The organism is Streptomyces sp. SD31 (assembly GCF_052068475.1).
Lineage (GTDB): Bacteria > Actinomycetota > Actinomycetes > Streptomycetales > Streptomycetaceae > Streptomyces.
In genome coordinates this window covers 174978-192404 of sequence record NZ_JBQHCX010000006.1, presented here as the reverse complement: position 1 = coordinate 192404, position 17427 = coordinate 174978, and the positions used below count along the sequence as shown (strand labels likewise).

14 protein-coding genes are annotated in these 17427 nt (G+C 71.1%); 9 read left to right on the top strand and 5 right to left on the bottom strand.

Going from position 1 to position 17427, the window contains the following annotated elements:
- Positions 1-42: 42 nt before the first annotated feature.
- Complete coding sequence (locus tag ACTMVF_RS15110) at positions 43-807, bottom strand: DUF4239 domain-containing protein (RefSeq protein WP_441271526.1); 765 nt, start codon at positions 805-807, stop codon at positions 43-45.
- A gap of 15 nt (positions 808-822) precedes the next feature.
- Positions 823-1374 (bottom strand): hypothetical protein, encoded by a 552-nt coding sequence (locus ACTMVF_RS15105; RefSeq protein WP_441271525.1) that lies wholly within the window; start codon positions 1372-1374, stop codon positions 823-825.
- 379 nt (positions 1375-1753) lie between these two features.
- Here ACTMVF_RS15105 and ACTMVF_RS15100 point away from each other — a divergent pair, with 379 nt between their 5' ends.
- From ACTMVF_RS15100 to ACTMVF_RS15090, 3 genes are all read left to right on the top strand, one after another.
- Positions 1754-2743: an SCO0930 family lipoprotein gene (locus ACTMVF_RS15100; RefSeq protein WP_441271524.1), complete on the top strand. Its 990-nt coding sequence runs from the start codon at positions 1754-1756 to the stop codon at positions 2741-2743.
- Between the two features lie 319 nt (positions 2744-3062).
- Positions 3063-3875 carry an SAM-dependent methyltransferase gene (locus tag ACTMVF_RS15095; protein WP_441271523.1) on the top strand — a complete coding sequence of 271 codons (813 nt, stop codon included), beginning with the start codon at positions 3063-3065 and terminating at the stop codon, positions 3873-3875.
- Positions 3872-6007 (top strand): putative bifunctional diguanylate cyclase/phosphodiesterase, encoded by a 2136-nt coding sequence (locus tag ACTMVF_RS15090; RefSeq protein ID WP_441271522.1) that lies wholly within the window; start codon positions 3872-3874, stop codon positions 6005-6007. The genes ACTMVF_RS15095 and ACTMVF_RS15090 overlap by 4 nt, the downstream gene beginning before the upstream one ends.
- Positions 6008-6106: 99 nt before the next feature.
- Here the strand turns inward: ACTMVF_RS15090 and ACTMVF_RS15085 are convergent, their stop codons facing one another.
- Positions 6107-6991 (bottom strand): LysR family transcriptional regulator, encoded by an 885-nt coding sequence (locus ACTMVF_RS15085; RefSeq protein ID WP_441271521.1) that lies wholly within the window; start codon positions 6989-6991, stop codon positions 6107-6109.
- Positions 6992-7110: 119 nt separating this feature from the next.
- On the opposite strand from ACTMVF_RS15085, the gene ACTMVF_RS15080 reads away from it, so the two are divergent.
- The 5 genes from ACTMVF_RS15080 to ACTMVF_RS15060 all read left to right on the top strand — a co-directional run bounded on the left by ACTMVF_RS15080 (position 7111) and on the right by ACTMVF_RS15060 (position 12574).
- Positions 7111-7782 (top strand): succinate dehydrogenase, encoded by a 672-nt coding sequence (locus ACTMVF_RS15080; protein ID WP_441271765.1) that lies wholly within the window; start codon positions 7111-7113, stop codon positions 7780-7782.
- Position 7783: 1 nt separating this feature from the next.
- Entirely contained in the window at positions 7784-9733 is a 1950-nt protein-coding gene (locus ACTMVF_RS15075; protein ID WP_441271520.1) for a fumarate reductase/succinate dehydrogenase flavoprotein subunit, read from the top strand.
- Entirely contained in the window at positions 9730-10476 is a 747-nt protein-coding gene (locus ACTMVF_RS15070) for a succinate dehydrogenase/fumarate reductase iron-sulfur subunit (protein WP_441271519.1), read from the top strand. The genes ACTMVF_RS15075 and ACTMVF_RS15070 overlap by 4 nt, the downstream gene beginning before the upstream one ends.
- Before the next feature lie 302 nt (positions 10477-10778).
- A complete protein-coding gene (locus tag ACTMVF_RS15065) occupies positions 10779-11549 on the top strand; it encodes a GNAT family N-acetyltransferase (RefSeq protein ID WP_441271518.1) in 771 nt (256 codons plus the stop codon).
- Between the two features lie 14 nt (positions 11550-11563).
- On the top strand, positions 11564-12574 hold the full coding sequence (locus ACTMVF_RS15060; RefSeq protein ID WP_441271517.1) for a lysophospholipid acyltransferase family protein: 1011 nt from the start codon (positions 11564-11566) through the stop codon (positions 12572-12574).
- On the opposite strand, the gene ACTMVF_RS15055 is transcribed toward ACTMVF_RS15060, so the two are convergent.
- A complete protein-coding gene (locus ACTMVF_RS15055; protein WP_441271516.1) occupies positions 12564-14900 on the bottom strand; it encodes an ATP-binding cassette domain-containing protein in 2337 nt (778 codons plus the stop codon). The genes ACTMVF_RS15060 and ACTMVF_RS15055 overlap by 11 nt on opposite strands.
- Positions 14901-15067: 167 nt before the next feature.
- On the opposite strand from ACTMVF_RS15055, the gene ACTMVF_RS15050 reads away from it, so the two are divergent.
- Positions 15068-16384 (top strand): phytase, encoded by a 1317-nt coding sequence (locus tag ACTMVF_RS15050; protein WP_441271515.1) that lies wholly within the window; start codon positions 15068-15070, stop codon positions 16382-16384.
- Between the two features lie 24 nt (positions 16385-16408).
- On the opposite strand, the gene ACTMVF_RS15045 is transcribed toward ACTMVF_RS15050, so the two are convergent.
- Complete coding sequence (locus ACTMVF_RS15045) at positions 16409-17419, bottom strand: LLM class flavin-dependent oxidoreductase (RefSeq protein ID WP_441271514.1); 1011 nt, start codon at positions 17417-17419, stop codon at positions 16409-16411.
- Positions 17420-17427 lie beyond the last annotated feature (8 nt).

The window sequence follows — 17427 nt, the reverse complement described above, 5'->3', positions numbered from 1 at the left end:
CCTCTCGCCGCGTCCCCCGTCGGTCAGTCAGGTGCGGGCCGGTCAGCCCTTGATGTGCGGGAAGAGGTCGAGGAACGGTTCCGCCGACGCCGTGACGCCACGGCTGTAGGGGGCGTCGAAGTCCCAGATGAGGAAGAGCAGGAAGGCGATCAGCGCGGAGAACAGCCCGGCCAGGATCAGCTCGCGGGCCGTGCGCCGGATCTGCAGGGCGAAGATCATCCCGATGGTGACGACGCCCCCGGCGATCAGCCCGAACCACACCACGCCCGGCATGGTCTCCCCGGTCGAGCTCGCGCGGGCGTTGCGCGCCTGGTCGGCGGCGGTCACCTGATCGACGAGCGGCTGGTAGGCCTGCGCCTCGAAGTCCGACCTCGGCTCGTAGTCGGTGATGTCCTCACGGAGGCGCTGCAGGAGCTCGGTGCCGCGTTCGGTGACCCGGCCGTCCTCACTCATCGTCTTCCATTCGGTGGTGACGACGTGTCCGACATAGACGTTGACATCGTCGCGAATACGGTCACGGATGTCGGCCGGATAGACCCGGACGCGTTCCGAGATCTCGTGCAGGGCCACGGCCTCCGCCTGTACATGGTCCTCGGCGGCGCTGCGGCCCTCCCACACGCCGGCGATGGCCAGACCCAGGACGATGGCGTACACCACACCAATCCACATCGTCATGTACTCGATGACGTCCGGGGTCTCGGAGGGATCCTCGTCCTCGGGGGCCGTGCGGTGCCGTAGGAGGGTGATGATGACCACCACGGCGCAGGCGGCCAGCATCGCGAGGGTGAGAACAAGCCATTCCGGCAACAGAAGCCTCCAGGGTCAGCGCGGTCGCAGTGCGGCGACGGCGACGATCGCGGGCGCCGCGATGAGCAGGACGAAGGTGAGGGGTGACGGGGCGTCGTGCGCCGGCCGCCGGTGCGGCATGGCGCGGTAGGGCGGGTAGTGCACCGGGGCCATGGACGGACTCGGGGCGGGCTTGGCCGACGGCTTCGGCGTGGGGGTCGGGGTGGGTGTGGGTGTCGGCGCGAGGGTCGGGCGCGCGCGAGGTGGAGCGGGCGGGGGAGGCGGAGCCGCCGGAGGCGGGGGCGGGGGCGGGGTCGGGGGAGGCGGCGGTGGAGGCTCGGGTTTCGGGGTGGGCGTGGTCTTCGGGGGTGGCGTGGGCGTGGGGTCCGGCGTCGGAGTGGGTGTGGGTGTCGGTGTGGGGGTCGGCGTAGGGGTCGGCGCCGGGCACTGCGGGGGCGTCGGCCAGGTGAGGGTTCCGACGACCGCCACCGCCTTGGCGCCGTCCGGGCCGGTGTCGGCGTACGCGCAGACGTCGGCCACCGCCACACCGGCCGGTGCCGCCACCAGGAGCCAGGTCAGCGTCACCACCGTCAACACCCTTGTCGTCAGGGTGGATTGGGTCGGTTCGAGTCCATACACGACCAAGATCTTGAGGCCATACCGCGCTTCCACGGGCCCGAGTAAGGGCGGATTGCCCCGAACGAGCGACCCGAGGCCCCTGAAACGTTTGAACGGCAGGCGCGGATGTGACCGCCGAGACGCACGCACGCACGCGCGTGCGACGCGAGACGGGGGTGTCAGGGGGGGAGAGGGGCCTGCGTTCACAGGGCGGACGCGGGTGTTGTCACAGCAATCCGAAAGAAATTCGTGCGTCGGTTGAACACGACCATGGCTTTCGTGCGTACCCCTTGTCGTGCGGCGGCGCAGCAGGGCGCTGCAACACCCTTGTGATTATGGGGAGTTGAAGATGAAGACCTCGTGGCGGAGCGCCTCGCTCGTGGTGAGCGCCGTGGCGGTGGCGGCGCTGACGACGGCATGCGGCTCGGAGACCGCGCCGCCGGCGAGCAGCCAGAACGTGGGTGCCACGGCCGCGGCCGGTGATTACGGAAGTGCCGGTACCGGCCTTGGGAACGGATCCGGATACGACCCCGGTGCGGCGGGTCAGGAGAGCGCCGCCACACAGGCCGCCACCGCCGGTGAGCTGTCCGTTTCCACCAACCAGGAACTCGGCGAGGTACTGACCGACAGTGCCGGTCTGACCCTCTACCGCTTCGACAAGGACACCGCGGACCCGGCCAAGTCCAACTGCGACGGCGACTGCGCGAAGAAGTGGCCGCCGGTCCCCGCGGACGACGCCACGGCCGGCGCCGGTATCGACAAGGCGCTGCTGGGCTCGGTCACCCGCTCCGACGGCACCAAGCAGCTGACGGTCGACGGCTGGCCGGCGTACCGCTTTGCGAAGGACACCAACGCGGGCGACGTCAACGGCCAGGGTGTGGGCGGCACTTGGTACGCGCTGTCCCCCGACGGCAAGAAGGCGCAGGGGGAGGGCGGTGCCGAGGCGGCCGGCCTGCCCGGTCTGTCCACCCGCAAGGACCCCAAGCTCGGCGAGATCGTGATCGACAAGAACGGTCACACGGTCTACCGCTTCATGAAGGACTCGCCCTGGCCGATGAAGACGGCGTGCACCGGCGAGTGCCTGGAGAAGTGGCCGGTCATCGAGCCGGTCGACGCCGAGGACACCGAGGGCATCGATCTGAAGGGGTCCGGTCCCAGGGGTCAGGGTTACGTGGTCTTCGACCGGCCCGACGGGCTGAAGCAGCAGACCATCGACTGCGTCCCGATCTACACGTTCGTGAACGACAAGAAGCCCGGCGACACCAACGGCCAGGGCGTCGGCGGCACTTGGTTCGCCATCCGCCCCGACGGCCAGCCGGTCGGCGCGCCGGAGCAGTAGAAGATCACACCTCGCCAAGGTTGATCCCCGGCACGCCCCGCTCACCGGTCCGCCCCCTGAAGCCTCACGCGCAGGGGGCGGACCGGTTTGTCGTCATTCACCGTCCTTCACCGTGATTCTTCGCCCTCTTTCGCCATCGTTCGCGGCTCTGTGGAATGCTTCGGATGCTTTTGACGGAGGGCACACGGGGGCATCAATTCGGCACGTGCCGCTGGCAGTGACCGGGAACGGATGGTCAATTTCCGTTTCCGCTCGCTCCTTTGGCGGGCGATCAGTAGCCTCAGCTCGAACACCGGATCGCCTACGCCTGGAGAGATAGATGGAGCGTCCCGCCTGGGCCCCACGGAGCATCGATATCTCGGTGCCCAGTGTCTCGCGAATCTACGACTACTACCTGGGCGGTTCGCACAACTTCGAGGTCGACCGGGAAGCGGCCCGCAAGGCCATGGAGTTCATGCCGGGGCTCCCCAAGATCATGCAGGCCAACCGGGCGTTCATGCGCCGCGCGGTGCGCTTCGCGGTCGACGAGGGCATCACCCAGTTCCTGGACATAGGCTCCGGCATCCCGACGTTCGGCAACGTCCACGAGGTGGCCCAGGCGGCCGACCCCGCCGCTCGCGTGGTGTACGTCGACCACGACCCGGTCGCCGTGGCACACAGCCAGGCCGTCCTGGAGGGCGTGGACGGCGCGGACGTCGTCGCCGCGGACCTGCGCAAGCCCCGGGACATCCTGGGCAGTTCCGTGGTCGAGAGCCTCATCGACCTGAACCGGCCAGTGGCACTGCTGCTCGTTGCCATACTGCACTTCGTGGAGGACGAGGACGACCCGTACGAGGCGGTGGCCCAGCTGCGCGACGCGCTCGCGCCCGGCAGCCTGCTGGTGCTCACGCATGCCTCGTACGAGGGAATCCCGCTGCCCGAGGAGCGGGCCAAGGGCACGGTCGACGTATACAAGGACATTCGCAACCCGCTGATCATGCGCTCGCGCGACGGAATCGCGCGGTTCTTCGAGGGGTACGACATGGTGGAACCGGGACTGGTGCCGATGCCGCTCTGGCGGCCGGACACAGCACCGGAGGACGAGGATCCGTTCGCCTTCTCCGGGTTCGCCGGCGTGGGGCGTACGGCGTGAGCGCGGGGCCGGACGGGCCGGAGGACAGACTGCGCCGGTTCGCGACGATCTGGAGCCGGGCCGTCTTCCCGGTGACCTCGACGTCGTCGACCCGGCCGGAGTTCGAGGAGCAACTGCTGCCGCTGGCCCGGCGGTTGAGCGAGGCACTCAGGGCCAGGACCTTCGACGCGAACGCGGGCAAGGCGGTCGGTGCCGCGCTGGTCACCGCGCACTGCACCGATCCCGAGGCGCTCAGCCGCTCACTGGACTGTGTGGACGCCTACCTGGTGCTCTACTGCGGCACCGAGGGCGACCAGGAGGACCAGCGGGCCCGCTCGGCGCGGCTGCAGCACGCCATGGCCGCCGGGTTCGCGCAGGCGCTGCGCGAGCGGACACTGGCCGAGCAGGAGGCGATCTCCGCGGCCGCCCTCAAGGCGCAGGGCGTGGTCGCGCAGGCGCTGCACGCCACCGAGGCCCGCTTCCGCGCGGTCTTCGAGGGCGCGGCCATAGGAATCGGCATCGCCGACCTGGAGGGCAACATCCTCCAGGTCAACGGCGCCCTGCTGCGCATGTTCGGCGTCTCCGAACAGGCACTGCGCAGCCGCAACGTCATGGAGTGGACCCACCCCGAGGACGCGCCGCAGACCTGGAAGCTCTACGACGAACTCGTCCGCGGCGAGCGCGAGCACTACCACGTCGAAAAGGCCTTCTACCGGCCTGACGGAACGGTCCTGTGGACCAACCTCACGGTCTCCCTGCTGCGCGACCCCGACGGCAACCCGCAGTACCAGCTGGCCCTGATGGAGGACACCACCGAACGGCGCCTGCTCAACCTGCGGCTGCGCTACGAGGCCACGCACGACGCGCTGACCGGCCTGCCCAACCGCACCTTCTTCTTCGAGCGCCTGGAGAAGGCACTGGGCGCCGGGGAAGGCCAGCGGTTCGGCCTGTGCTACCTCGACCTGGACGGCTTCAAGACCGTCAACGACAGCCTCGGCCACGCGGCCGGCGACCGGCTGCTCGTCGAGGTCGCCGACCGGCTGCAGTCCTGCGCAACGGCGCCCGGCGAGATGGTCGCGCGGCTCGGCGGCGACGAGTTCGTGGCGCTGACCACCGGCCCCGACACCGAGCACGAGGTCGACGAGCTCGCCGCCCGCATCATGAACGCGCTCATCGCCCCGATCAGCGTCGACGGCCGGGAGCTGACCGTGCGCGGCAGCATCGGCATCGTCGAGGGACCGGCCGGGGAGCGCAGCCCGGCGGAGGTGCTGCGCAGCGCGGACATCACCATGTACCGGGCCAAGTCGGCGGGCGGCAACCGCTTCGAGCTCGCCGACGAGGAGGCCGACGCCCGCGCCATCACCCGGCACGGGCTGACCACGGCGCTGCCGACGGCCCTGGACCGGGGCGAGTTCTTCATCGAGTACCAGCCGCTGGTCCATCTCGGCGACGGCAGCGTGCGCGGCGCCGAGGCCCTGGTGCGCTGGCTGCACCCGCAGCACGGCATCCTCGGCCCGGACCGGTTCATCCCGCTCGCCGAGCACACGGGACTGATCGTTCCGCTCGGCCGCTGGGTCCTGGAGCAGTCGGTGCGTCAGGCGCGCGAGTGGCGAGAACGCCACGACGACGCGGGCCCCCTCCGCATCAACGTCAACCTCTCGCCGTGCCAGCTCACCCACCCCGGACTGGTCCAGGACACGGTGGACATCCTGGAGCGCGCGGGCGTGGCGCCGGACGCCCTCTGCCTGGAAGTCACCGAGTCCGCCCTCATCGGCGCCGACGACGACCTGCTCAAGCCCCTGCGCCGGCTGGCCGAGATGGGCGTCGACATCGCCCTCGACGACTTCGGCACCGGCTACTCCAACCTCGCCAACCTGCGCCGGCTGCCGGTGAGCGTGCTCAAGCTGGACCGCTCCTTCACCCAGAGCATGCAGCAGTTCCCGGCCGACCCCGTCGACCTGAAGATCGTCCAAGGCATTGTGTCCCTCGCCCACAGTTTGGACCTGGCGGTAACGGTGGAGGGCGTGGAAACGGGCGCCCAGGCCGAACAACTGCGCATCCTCGGCTGCGACACGGCCCAGGGCTGGTACTACGCGAGGCCGGGCCCACCGGAGAGGCTGCACGAACTGGCGCTGGTGGATGCAACGGGCTGAGGGGCGCGGGGAACTGCGCGCGCGACCACCGAAGACCCGCAGCCCCTCACGGCGCTGACACACAACGGCGCTTCCGGGGGACGGCGCCCGAGCGGACGGTCACCGCTCGAGCAACATCCGCTGCAACTCCCGCGCGGCCCGGGGCGGAGCCACATCACTGCGGTGGGCCAGCGCGATCGTCCGGTGCAGCCCGGGCCGGGCCAACGGGGTGACCCGTAGCCCGCGCCCGGACCGCGCGGCCACCATCCGCGGCACGACCGCAACCCCCAGCCCTGCCCGCACAAACCCCAATACCGCGTCCATCTCCCCACCCTCCACCGCGAAATCCGGCTCGAACCCAGCGGAGCGACACGCGGCCACGGTCAGCTCCCGCAGGTCGTAGCCGTGCCGGAACATCACCAGGCGTTCGCCCTCCAGGTCGGCGATGCGCACGGTGCGCCGGCCGTCGCCCGGCCGGGGCGCCTCGGGTGAGGAGACGACCACCAGGTCCTCGCGCAACAGCTCGACCGTGGTGAGCGCGGGGGACGGGGTCGGCAGGGGCAGGACGACCAGCGCGAGGTCGAGGGCGCCGCGCGCCAGCTCCCGTACCAGGTCGTGCGAGCCGCTCTCCTCGATCAGCAGCTGGATGCCGGGATAGCGGTCGTGGAAGGCGCGCAGCACGTCCGGGAGCAGGCCCGTGCACAGGCTCGGGGTCGCGCCGAGCCGGACCCGGCCCTGACGCAGCTGCACCAGTTCCTGCACCTCGTGCCGTGCGGTGTCCGCGTCGGCCAGGATGCGCCGGGCCAGCGGCAGCAGGGCCTCTCCGGCGTCCGTCAGCGTGATGTTGCCGCGCGCCCGCAGGAACAGGTCCGCGCCCAACTCCCGTTCCAGAGCCTTGATCTGCTGCGACAGCGAGGGCTGGGCGACATGCACCAGGTCGGCGGCCCGGGTGAAGTGCCGGGTCTCGGCGACCGCCACGAAGTACTGGAGCTGCTGGAACTGCATCCAGCCAGCATAGCCAGTGCCTATCGAAACGAGCCGGACCATGTCTTGGACCGATAGGGAGGTTCGGCCCTAGCGTCCTGTCCATGGCTCTGGCAACGCGGACGGATCGACGGCCGTCCATGGCACGCACGGTGTGGAACTCCACCGTCGGCAAGAAGACCGTGATGGCGGTCAGCGGGCTGATCATGCTGCTGTACCTGGTCGTCCACATGATCGGAAACCTGAAGATCTTCTTCGGGGCGGGCGAGTTCAACCACTACGCGCACTGGCTGCGCACCGTCGGCGAGCCCTTCATGCACTACGAATGGACGCTCTGGCTCGTCCGGGTCGTGCTGGTCGCCGCCGTGGTCGCCCACGCCACCTCGGCGTACCAGCTCAGCCGCCGCGACATCAAGGCGCGCCCGAGCAAGTACGTGCACAAGAAGCCGCGGGCCTCCTACGCCACCCGCACCATGCGCTGGGGCGGCATCATCCTCGGCCTGTTCATCGTCTGGCACATCCTCGACCTGACGACCGGCACCGTGCACTCCGGCGGCTTCCAGGAGGGCCACGCATACCAGAACGTCGTGGACACCTTCTCCACCTGGTACGGCAACGTCATCTACATCGTCGCGATGCTCGCCCTCGGCCTGCACATCCGGCACGGCTTCTGGAGCGCCGCCCAGACCCTCGGCGCCGGCAGCCGCACCCGCGACCGCGCCCTGAAGACCGTCGCGAACGTCCTCGCGCTGCTGCTCACGGCCGGCTTCATCGCCGTACCCGTGGGCGTCATGACCGGAGTGGTGAGCTGACATGACTTCCTATGTGGACTACAGGACCGGCGAGCCGGTCGTCGACGGCAAGGCACCGTCGGGCCCGGTCGACGAGCGCTGGGACAAGCGCCGTTTCGAGGCCAAGCTGGTCAACCCGGCCAACCGCCGCAAGCACACGGTGATCGTGGTGGGGACGGGGCTGGCCGGCGGCTCCGCGGGCGCCACGCTCGCCGAACAGGGCTACCACGTCGTCCAGTTCTGCTACCAGGACTCCCCGCGCCGCGCCCACTCGATCGCCGCGCAGGGCGGTATCAACGCGGCCAAGAACTACCGCAACGACGGCGACTCCATCCACCGGCTCTTCTACGACACCGTCAAGGGCGGCGACTTCCGGGCGCGGGAGTCGAACGTGCACCGGCTCGCGCAGATATCGGTGGAGATCATCGACCAGTGCGTGGCGCAGGGCGTGCCGTTCGCCCGGGAGTACGGCGGTCTGCTCGACACGCGCTCCTTCGGTGGCGTCCAGGTGTCCCGGACCTTCTACGCCCGCGGCCAGACGGGACAGCAGCTGCTGCTCGGCGCCTATCAGGCCCTGAGCAGGCAGATCGTCGCGGGGAACATCGAGATGCACCCCCGTACGGAAATGCTCGACCTGATCGTCGTCGACGGGCGGGCGCGCGGGATCGTGGCCCGGGATCTCATCACCGGCAGGATCGACACGTACTTCGCGGACGCGGTCGTACTCGCCAGCGGCGGCTACGGCAACGTCTTCTACCTGTCGACGAACGCCATGAACTCCAACGCCACCGCCATCTGGCGGGCCCACCGGCGCGGCGCCTACTTCGCCAACCCCTGCTTCACCCAGATCCACCCCACCTGCATCCCGCGCACCGGCGACCACCAGTCCAAGCTGACGCTGATGAGCGAGTCGCTGCGCAACGACGGCCGGATCTGGGTGCCGAAGGCCAAGGGCGACGACCGTCCGGCGAACAAGATCCCCGAGGACGAGCGCGACTACTACCTGGAGCGCATCTACCCCTCCTTCGGCAACCTGGTCCCGCGCGACATCGCCTCCCGCGCCGCGAAGAACGTCTGCGACGAGGGGCGGGGCGTCGGGCCCGGCGGCCAGGGCGTCTACCTCGACTTCGCCGACGCCATCAAGCGGATGGGGCGCAAGGCCGTCGAGGCCAAGTACGGCAACCTCTTCGACATGTACCAGCGGATCACCGACGAGGATCCGTACGAGGTGCCGATGCGGATCTACCCGGCCGTGCACTACACGATGGGCGGCCTGTGGGTGGACTACGACCTCCAGACCACCATCCCGGGTCTCTTCGCGATCGGCGAGGCCAACTTCTCCGACCACGGCGCCAACCGCCTCGGCGCCTCCGCGCTGATGCAGGGACTGGCCGACGGCTACTTCGTGCTGCCGGCGACCATCAACGACTACCTCGCCCGCAACCCGCACCACGAGTCCGTCACCGCCGAACACCCCGCCGTACAGGAGGTGTTGGCGGAGACCGAGGACCGGCTCAATCTTCTCCTGTCCGTCGACGGCGACCGCACCCCCGACTCCTTCCACCGTGAGGTGGGCGAGCTGATGTGGGAGTTCTGCGGCATGGCCCGCACCGACAGCGGTCTGCGCAAGGCCCTGGAACGCATCCCGCAGATCCGCGAGGAGTTCTGGCGGCGCATCAAGGTGCCGGGCACCGGCGAGGAGTTCAACCAGTCGCTGGAGAAGGCCAACCGCGTCGTCGACTACCTGGAGCTCGCCGAGCTCATGTGCCTCGACGCCCTGCACCGCAGCGAGTCCTGCGGCGGCCACTTCCGCGAGGAGTCGCAGACGCCGGACGGCGAAGCGGCCCGCAGGGACGAGGAGTTCGCCTACGCGGCCGCCTGGGAGTTCACGGGCACCGGCGAGGCGCCGACCCTGCACAAGGAAGACCTGGTCTTCGAGTACGTCCACCCCACCCAGCGGAGCTACGCATGAAGCTCACCCTGCGCGTCTGGCGGCAGAAGAACGCCGACGCCGAAGGCGCCATGTCCACGTACGAGGTGGACGGGATCTCCTCCGACATGTCCTTCCTGGAGATGCTCGACACCCTCAACGAGGAGCTCATCCTGCGCGGTGAGGACCCGGTCGCCTTCGACCACGACTGCCGTGAGGGCATCTGCGGCGCGTGCTCGCTCGTGATCAACGGCGATGCGCACGGGCCCGAGCGGACGACCACCTGTCAGTTGCACATGCGGTCGTTCAAGGACGGCGACACGATCGATATCGAGCCGTGGCGGGCGTCCGCGTTCCCGGTGATCAAGGACCTGGTCGTGGACCGGTCCGCGTTCGACCGGATCATCCAGGCCGGTGGTTACATCACCGCGCCGACGGGGGCGGCTCCCGAAGCGCATGCCACGCCGGTGCCGAAGCCGGATGCCGACTTCGCGTTCGAGCACGCCGAGTGCATCGGGTGCGGGGCGTGTGTCGCCGCCTGTCCGAACGGGGCGGCGATGCTGTTCACTTCCGCCAAGATCAATCACCTGAATGTGCTGCCGCAGGGGGCGCCTGAGCGGGAGACGCGGGTGCTCGACATGGTGGCGCAGATGGACGACGAGGGCTTCGGAGGATGCACGCTCACCGGTGAGTGCGCCACCGCCTGCCCCAAGGGCATCCCTCTGATGTCCATCACGAGCATGAACAAGGAGTGGCTGCGGGCCACCCGGAAGGTGAAGCGGTAAGCCGGGCCGCACAGCAGACGTTCGCCGACAGGTGCGGACGGGCGGGGCCGGGAGTGGTGCTCCCCGGCCCCGTCTCGCGTTTTTGCGCCCGCCAAGTGAACGGCACCGGATCGGCCGGCTGACCGTACGGGCACCGGAACATGGACGGCCGGTACCGGCCCGTGCCGTTCAACATTCGCACATCCACTCTCCTGGCACCGGTCACGCATACGCCAACCGGCATCGGAAGAACAGGGGCGGCACATCGCATCGCTCCCACCGCTCTCCGCTCGCCGTCCCCGGCCCGTGACCAGGAGTAAGCCATGACCGGCGCACTGACCGTCGAACGCCCCCCGCAGCCCACGGCACCCACCCGCTACACCGTCGGCCTCGCTCGCCACGAGGAGGACGTGCGCGCCGCCCAGCGGTTGCGGCACGATGTCTTCGCCGGTGAGATGGGGGCCCTGCTGTCCACCCCGCAGCCGGGCCTCGACATCGACGCCTTCGACGCGTACTGCGACCACCTGCTGGTCCGCGAGGAGGTGTCCGGGCAGGTCGTCGGCACCTACCGGCTGCTGCCGCCGGAGCGGGCCGCGGTCGCGGGCCGGCAGTACTCCGAGGGCGAGTTCGACCTCACCCGCATCGACTCACTGCGCCCGAACCTGGTCGAGGTCGGCCGCTCCTGCGTCCACCCCGACCACCGCGACGGCGCCGTCATCAGCCTCATCTGGGCCGGCATCGCCCGCTACATGGTCGACCGCGGCCATGAGTGGCTGGCCGGCTGCTGCTCGATCCCGCTGGCCGACGGCGGCACGCTCGCCGCCGCGACCTGGGACCGCGTACAGGCCAAGCACCTGGCCCCGGAGGAGTACCGCGTACGACCGCTGCGCCCCTGGCAGCCGACCGCCCCCGCACCGGCCACCCGCACCGAACTCCCCGCCCTCCTGCGCGGCTACCTCCGCCTCGGCGCCTGGGTCTGCGGTGAGCCCGCGCACGACCCGGAGTTCGGCGTGGCCGACATGTACGTGCTGCTGTCGATGCGCCGGGTCAACCCGCGCTATCTGCGGCACTTCCTCTCCCTCGTCCCGGCGTGACGGACGTGGCGGCCATGAGCACCCACTCCCTCGGTGCCGTGCGGGTCCCCACGGCGACCGCCCCCGAGGCCGGGACGACCGGCTCACCGGCCGGGCGGGCCCACCCCGTCGAGGCGGCGAACCTCTGGCGACCCCACGCGCCCTGCACCCCGCAGGCGTGCGTGGACGCGACGGGGCCCGCCAGGGCCGTACCGCTGGCCGTTCTGCACCTCACGGCGGTCCTGTTCCTGCTGGTCGTCGGCTGCCTGGCAAGTCCGCTGAGCGCGCGGATACCCGCGGCACTGATCCGGCGCTGGTGCGGCTGGGTCGCCCGGGCCGCCGGAGTCCGGGTCCGCATCAACGGCGGCGCCGCGCCCGACGGCGGGCTGCTGCTCGTCGCCAACCACGTCTCCTGGCTGGACATCCCGCTGCTCGCCGCCGTGCGCCCGGCCCGGATGCTCGCCAAGTCGGAGATCCGGCAGTGGCCGGTGGCGGGATGGCTGACCGCCCGAAGCGGCGCCCTGTTCATCGACCGCGACCGTATCCGCGCACTGCCCGAGACGGTGGCCAGGATCGCCGAGGCGCTGCGGGCCGGCGAGGCGGTCGCCGTCTTCCCCGAGGGCAGCACCTGGTGCGGCCGCGCCCAGGGCCACTTCCGCCGGGCCGCCTTCCAGGCAGCCCTCGACGCGGGCGTCCCCGTCCAGCCGGTCCGCCTGCACTACCGGACGGCCCAGGGCGCGCCCGGCACGGCGGCCGCCTTCGTCGGCGAGGACTCGCTGCTCACCTCGGTGTGGCGGGTGGTGCGGGCACGTGAGCTGGTCGCCGAGGCGGAGGTACGGGAGCCGATGGCGCCGGGCAGCCGACCCGACCGCCGTTCCCTGGCCCGGGCGGCCGAAGCGTCCGCGCTTGGCGGGGCGCGGCAGGTCCAGGTCCCCGGCCCGCGGCGCACCGTGCCCTTCCCGGTGCCCGGTGCTGTCCGCACGGCGCCCGTCGCCGGCACCGAACAGCCGCCGCCGGTCCCGGCGCGCGAGGCCCTTACGGCATGACCCGGGCGAGATACGGCGCCGTTGCGCTGCCTCTCGCCCGCGCCACCCGGGCGGGCGGACCCGCCGCCACGATCCGTCCGCCCGCGTCACCGCCGCCCGGCCCCAGATCGATCACCCAGTCCGCGCCCGCCACGACGGACATGTCGTGCTCGACCACGACGACGGTGTGCCCGGCGTCGACCAGCCCGTGCAACTGGCGCATGAGCACCTCGACGTCGGCCGGGTGGAGCCCGGTCGTCGGCTCGTCGAGGAGGTAGAGGGTGTGGCCGCGACGGCCGCGCTGGAGCTCGCTCGCCAGCTTGATGCGCTGGGCCTCACCGCCGGACAGCTCGGTGGCGGGCTGCCCGAGCCGCAGGTAGCCGAGACCGACGTCGAGCAGGGTGCCGAGGCTGCGGGCGACGGCCGGCGTGTCCGCGAAGAAGTCCGCGGCCGACTCGACCGTGAGGTCCAGCACCTGCGCGATGTTCCGTCCCCGGTAGGCCACTTGGAGCGTCTCGGGGTTGTAGCGCGCCCCACCGCAGTCCGGGCACGGCGCGTACGTGCTCGGCAGGAACAGCAGCTCGACGCTGACGAACCCCTCGCCCTGACAGGTCTCGCAGCGCCCGCCCACGACGTTGAAGGAGAAGCGCCCGACGCCGAAACCACGGGCCCGCGCCTCGTCGGTGGCCGCGAACACCTTGCGCACGACGTCGAAGAGCCCGGTGTAGGTGGCGAGATTGGAGCGCGGGGTGCGGCCGATCGGCTTCTGGTCGACCGAGACCAGGCGGCCCACTCCCGCGAGGTCCTCGGTGATCTCGCCGATGAGCGTGGACTTGCCCGAACCCGAGACGCCGGTGACGGCCGTGAACACCCCGAGCGGGAACTCGGCGGTCACCCCGCGCAGGTTGTGCCGGGTGACCGGGCCGACCTTCACCTGGCCGTGCGGTGCGCGCACTTGGCGTACGGCGGCGGGGGAGTCGTCGAAGAGGAAGCGCGCCGTCGCCGACTCCGCGACCGCCGCCAGCTCGGCCACCGGCCCGCTGTGCAGCACCTGCCCGCCGTGCTCACCCGCACGCGGCCCCACGTCGACCAGCCAGTCGGCGCCGCGGACGACGTCGAGGTGGTGCTCGACCACGAACACCGTGTTCCCGGCCGCCTTCAGCCGCTCCAGCACCGTCAGCAGCGCCTCCGTGTCCGCCGGGTGCAGTCCCGCGGACGGCTCGTCGAGGACGTACACGACACCGAACAGCCCGGACCGCAGCTGGGTCGCGAGCCGCAAGCGCTGGAGTTCGCCCGCCGAGAGCGTCGGCGTGGCGCGGTCGAGGCTGAGGTAGCCGAGGCCGAGCTCGACGACGGGTGCGATACGGGACTTGAGGTCACCGGTGAGGACCCGGGCCGTCTCCGACGAGGCTTCGCCGTCCAGCGTGCCCGCCAGCTCCGTCAGCGGCAGCGCGGCCAGCTCGGCGATCGTCCGGCCGGCGAAGGTCACCGCCAGCGCCTCGGGCCGCAGCCTGCTGCCGCCGCACGCCGGACAGGGCGCGGAGGCGAGGAACCGCTCCGCCTTGGCCCTGAGGGTGGGGCTCTTGGAGTCGGAGAAGGTCTTCATGACGTACCGCCGGGCGCTCATGTACGTGCCCTGGTACGGCCGTTGGATGCGGTCGGCGTCGCGCACCGGGTGGACGGTGACGACCGGCTGCTCGTCGGTGAACAGGATCCACTCGCGCTGCTCGGCGGGCAGCTCGCGCCAGGGCCGGTCGACGTCGTGGCCGAGCGCGTCGAGGATGTCGCGCAGGTTCTTGCCCTGCCAGGCCCCCGGCCATGCGGCGATCGCGCCCTGCCGGATCGACAGCGACGGGTCGGGGACCAGCAACTCCTCGGTCGTACGGTGCACTTGGCCCAGGCCGTGGCATTGCGGGCACGCCCCGGCCGCCGTGTTCGGCGAGAAGGCGTCCGAGTCGAGCCGCTCGGCGCCCGGCGGGTGGTCGCCCGCGCGGGAGAACAGCATCCGCAGGGAGTTGGAGAGGTTGGTGACCGTGCCGACGGACGAGCGGGACGTCGGCGCCGAGCGGCGCTGCTGGAGCGACACGGCGGGCGGAAGACCGCTGATCTCGCCGACCTTCGGCGCCCCGACCTGGTGGATCAGCCTGCGTGCGTACGGCGCGACCGACTCGAAGTAGCGGCGCTGGGCCTCCGCGTAGATCGTGCCGAAGGCGAGCGACGACTTCCCGGAACCGGACACGCCCGTGAACACGGTCAGCACATCCCGCGGAATGTCGACGTCCACGCCCTTGAGGTTGTGCTCACGGGCGCCGCGGACGCGGACGTACGGGTCGTGCGGGGAGTGCATGGGTACGAGCTCCGGGATGCGTGAGTCGGCGGCGTGGGCAAACCCCGCGATTCTATGCGAACCAGACGCTCGCCCGTTCGAGCCACCTGATGTTCACGAGGCCGTCGGCTCACTCACACCGGCCACCCATAACGTCTCGCCAGTCTCCCTTCCTACCGAGGAGTATCGTGAGCGTTTCAGCTCTGAGCACTCTCACCGCCGCGCTGCTGATGGTCTCGGGCGCCGCCGCCCCGCAGCCGGTCGCCGTCTCCGCCCGCGTCGAGACACCCGCCGTCCACGACGACGAGGCGGGCGGCAACGCCGACGCCGACGACCCGGCCGTCTGGATCGACCCCGACCACCCGGGCCGCAGCATCGTGATCGGCACCCTCAAGGAGGCCGGCCTCGACGTGTACGGCCTCGACGGCAGACGGCTCCAGCACATCGCGGCGCCCGAGGCCCCGAACGACGACGCCGCACCCGGCCGCTTCAACAACGTCGACGTCGTCTACGGCTTCGAACTGGGCGGCAAGAAGACCGACTTGGCCCTGGTCAGCGACCGCGGCCGGGACCGGATCCGGGCCTACGCGATCGACCCGGCCGCCGTGGCGGCGGGCAGGCCCCCGCTGAAGGACGTGACGGCGGCCGACGCCGCGCCGGTCTTCTCCGCGAGCGAGGCCGAGGTCGACGACCAGCGCACCGCCTACGGGCTGGCCGCCTTCAGCGACGACGACCACGCGTACGTTGCCGTCTCGCGCCGCTCGGAGACCCGGGTACGGCTGCTCCGGCTGGAGGACCGCGGCGGCCGTATCGGGTACCGGACCGAGGACACCCTCGACCTGCCCGCCTCCTTCACCCTGCCGAACGGCAGCAGCTGGACGCCGTGCGCCGACCCCGGTGACCACGCGCAGGTCGAGGGCATGGTCGTGGACCAGGAGCAGCACGTCCTGTACGCGGCCCAGGAGGACGTCGGGCTCTGGCGGATCGACCTCGACGACGAGGAGTTCGACCGGCCCGAGCTGATCGACCGGGTGCGGGAGTACGGCACCCCGTGGACGTACGACGCCGAGGAAGAGGAGTGCGTCCTCGACACCGCCCACGACCCCGGCTTCGGCGGTGAGCACCTGAGCGCCGACGCCGAGGGCGCCGCGATCTACCACGCCGCCGACGGCACCGGATACCTGCTCGCCTCCAGCCAGGGCGACAACACCTTCGCCGTGTACGAGCGCCAGGGCCGCAACGCCTACCTCGGCTCCTTCGCCGTCACCGACAGCGCCGCCACCGACGGGGTGCAGCACTCCGACGGTGCCACCGTGGTCAACGTCCCGCTCGGCCGGTCCTTCCCCAAGGGCCTGCTCGTCACCCACGACGGCGAGGCCACGCCGGCGGACGGCGACCGGGAGGGCACGAACTTCAAGCTGACGGGCTGGGAGTCGGTGGCCACCGCGTTCCCGAAGCAGCTGACGATCGACACCCAGTCGTTCGACCCGCGCGACACGGACTGACCCGCGGCCGCCCGCTCGCCCGGATCATGCCCCGACGATCCGGGCGAGCCGCCGGTAGGAGTCCACCAGGGCATCGCGGTCGTACGTACTGGTCGTGACCAGCACCTCCTGCGCGCCCGTCTCCTTCAGCAGCGTCTCCAGCTCGTCCGCGACCTGCTCCTCCGTGCCCGCGATGTGCCCGGTGAGGCCGCCCTCGTAGAAGCCGCGCTCCTTGTCGGTCATCTTGTCGGTCATCGTGAGCGCCTCGACGCGCTCGGCGGGCGGGAGCGGAGGGAAAGTGCCGTGCGTGCGGGAGTAGGCCATGGACCAGGCCTCCGGGACCAGCAGACGCCGGGCATCCTCCGGAGTGGCGGCCACCGCGACCGTGCCGGAGATCACAACATACGGCTCGCTTGCCCAGGGGGAGGGGCGGAAGTGGTCACGGTAGTGGTCGATGCCGCGCCGCATCCCGGCCCGGTTCCGGAAGTCACCGATGACCATCGGCAGGCCCGCGCGGGCGGCGATGTCCGCGCCTTCCCCCATGGCCAGCACGAACGGCGGCACGGTCAGGCCCTCGGCCGGCCGCGCGTGCACCCCTGTGGGCGAGGTGCCGAGGAACCAGCCGAGCAGCTCCTGGAGCTGAGCGGCGAAGTCCTCCGCGTCCCCCTTGTCCCGCCCGAGCGCCTTGCGCACCCCGTCCGTGAAGCCGACGGACCGCCCCAGCCCCATGTCGATACGGCCCGGAAAGAGGGACTCCAGGACGCCGAACTGCTCGGCCACGACCAGCGGTCGGTGGTTGGGCAGCATCACCCCGCCGGTCCCGACCCGGATCGTACGGGTCGCGGACGCGACAGCGGCGGCCAGCACGGTGGGCGCCGAGCCGGCGACGCCGGGTACGCCGTGGTGCTCCGAGACCCAGATGCGGTGGTAGCCGAGTGCCTCGATCTCCTGCGCCAGCCGTACGGTGTCGCGCAGCGCCTCTCCGCCGGGGTGGCCCTCGCGCGTGCGGGAGCGGTCGAGGACGGAGAAGCGGGTCGCGGCGATCACGGAACTCATACAGGGTT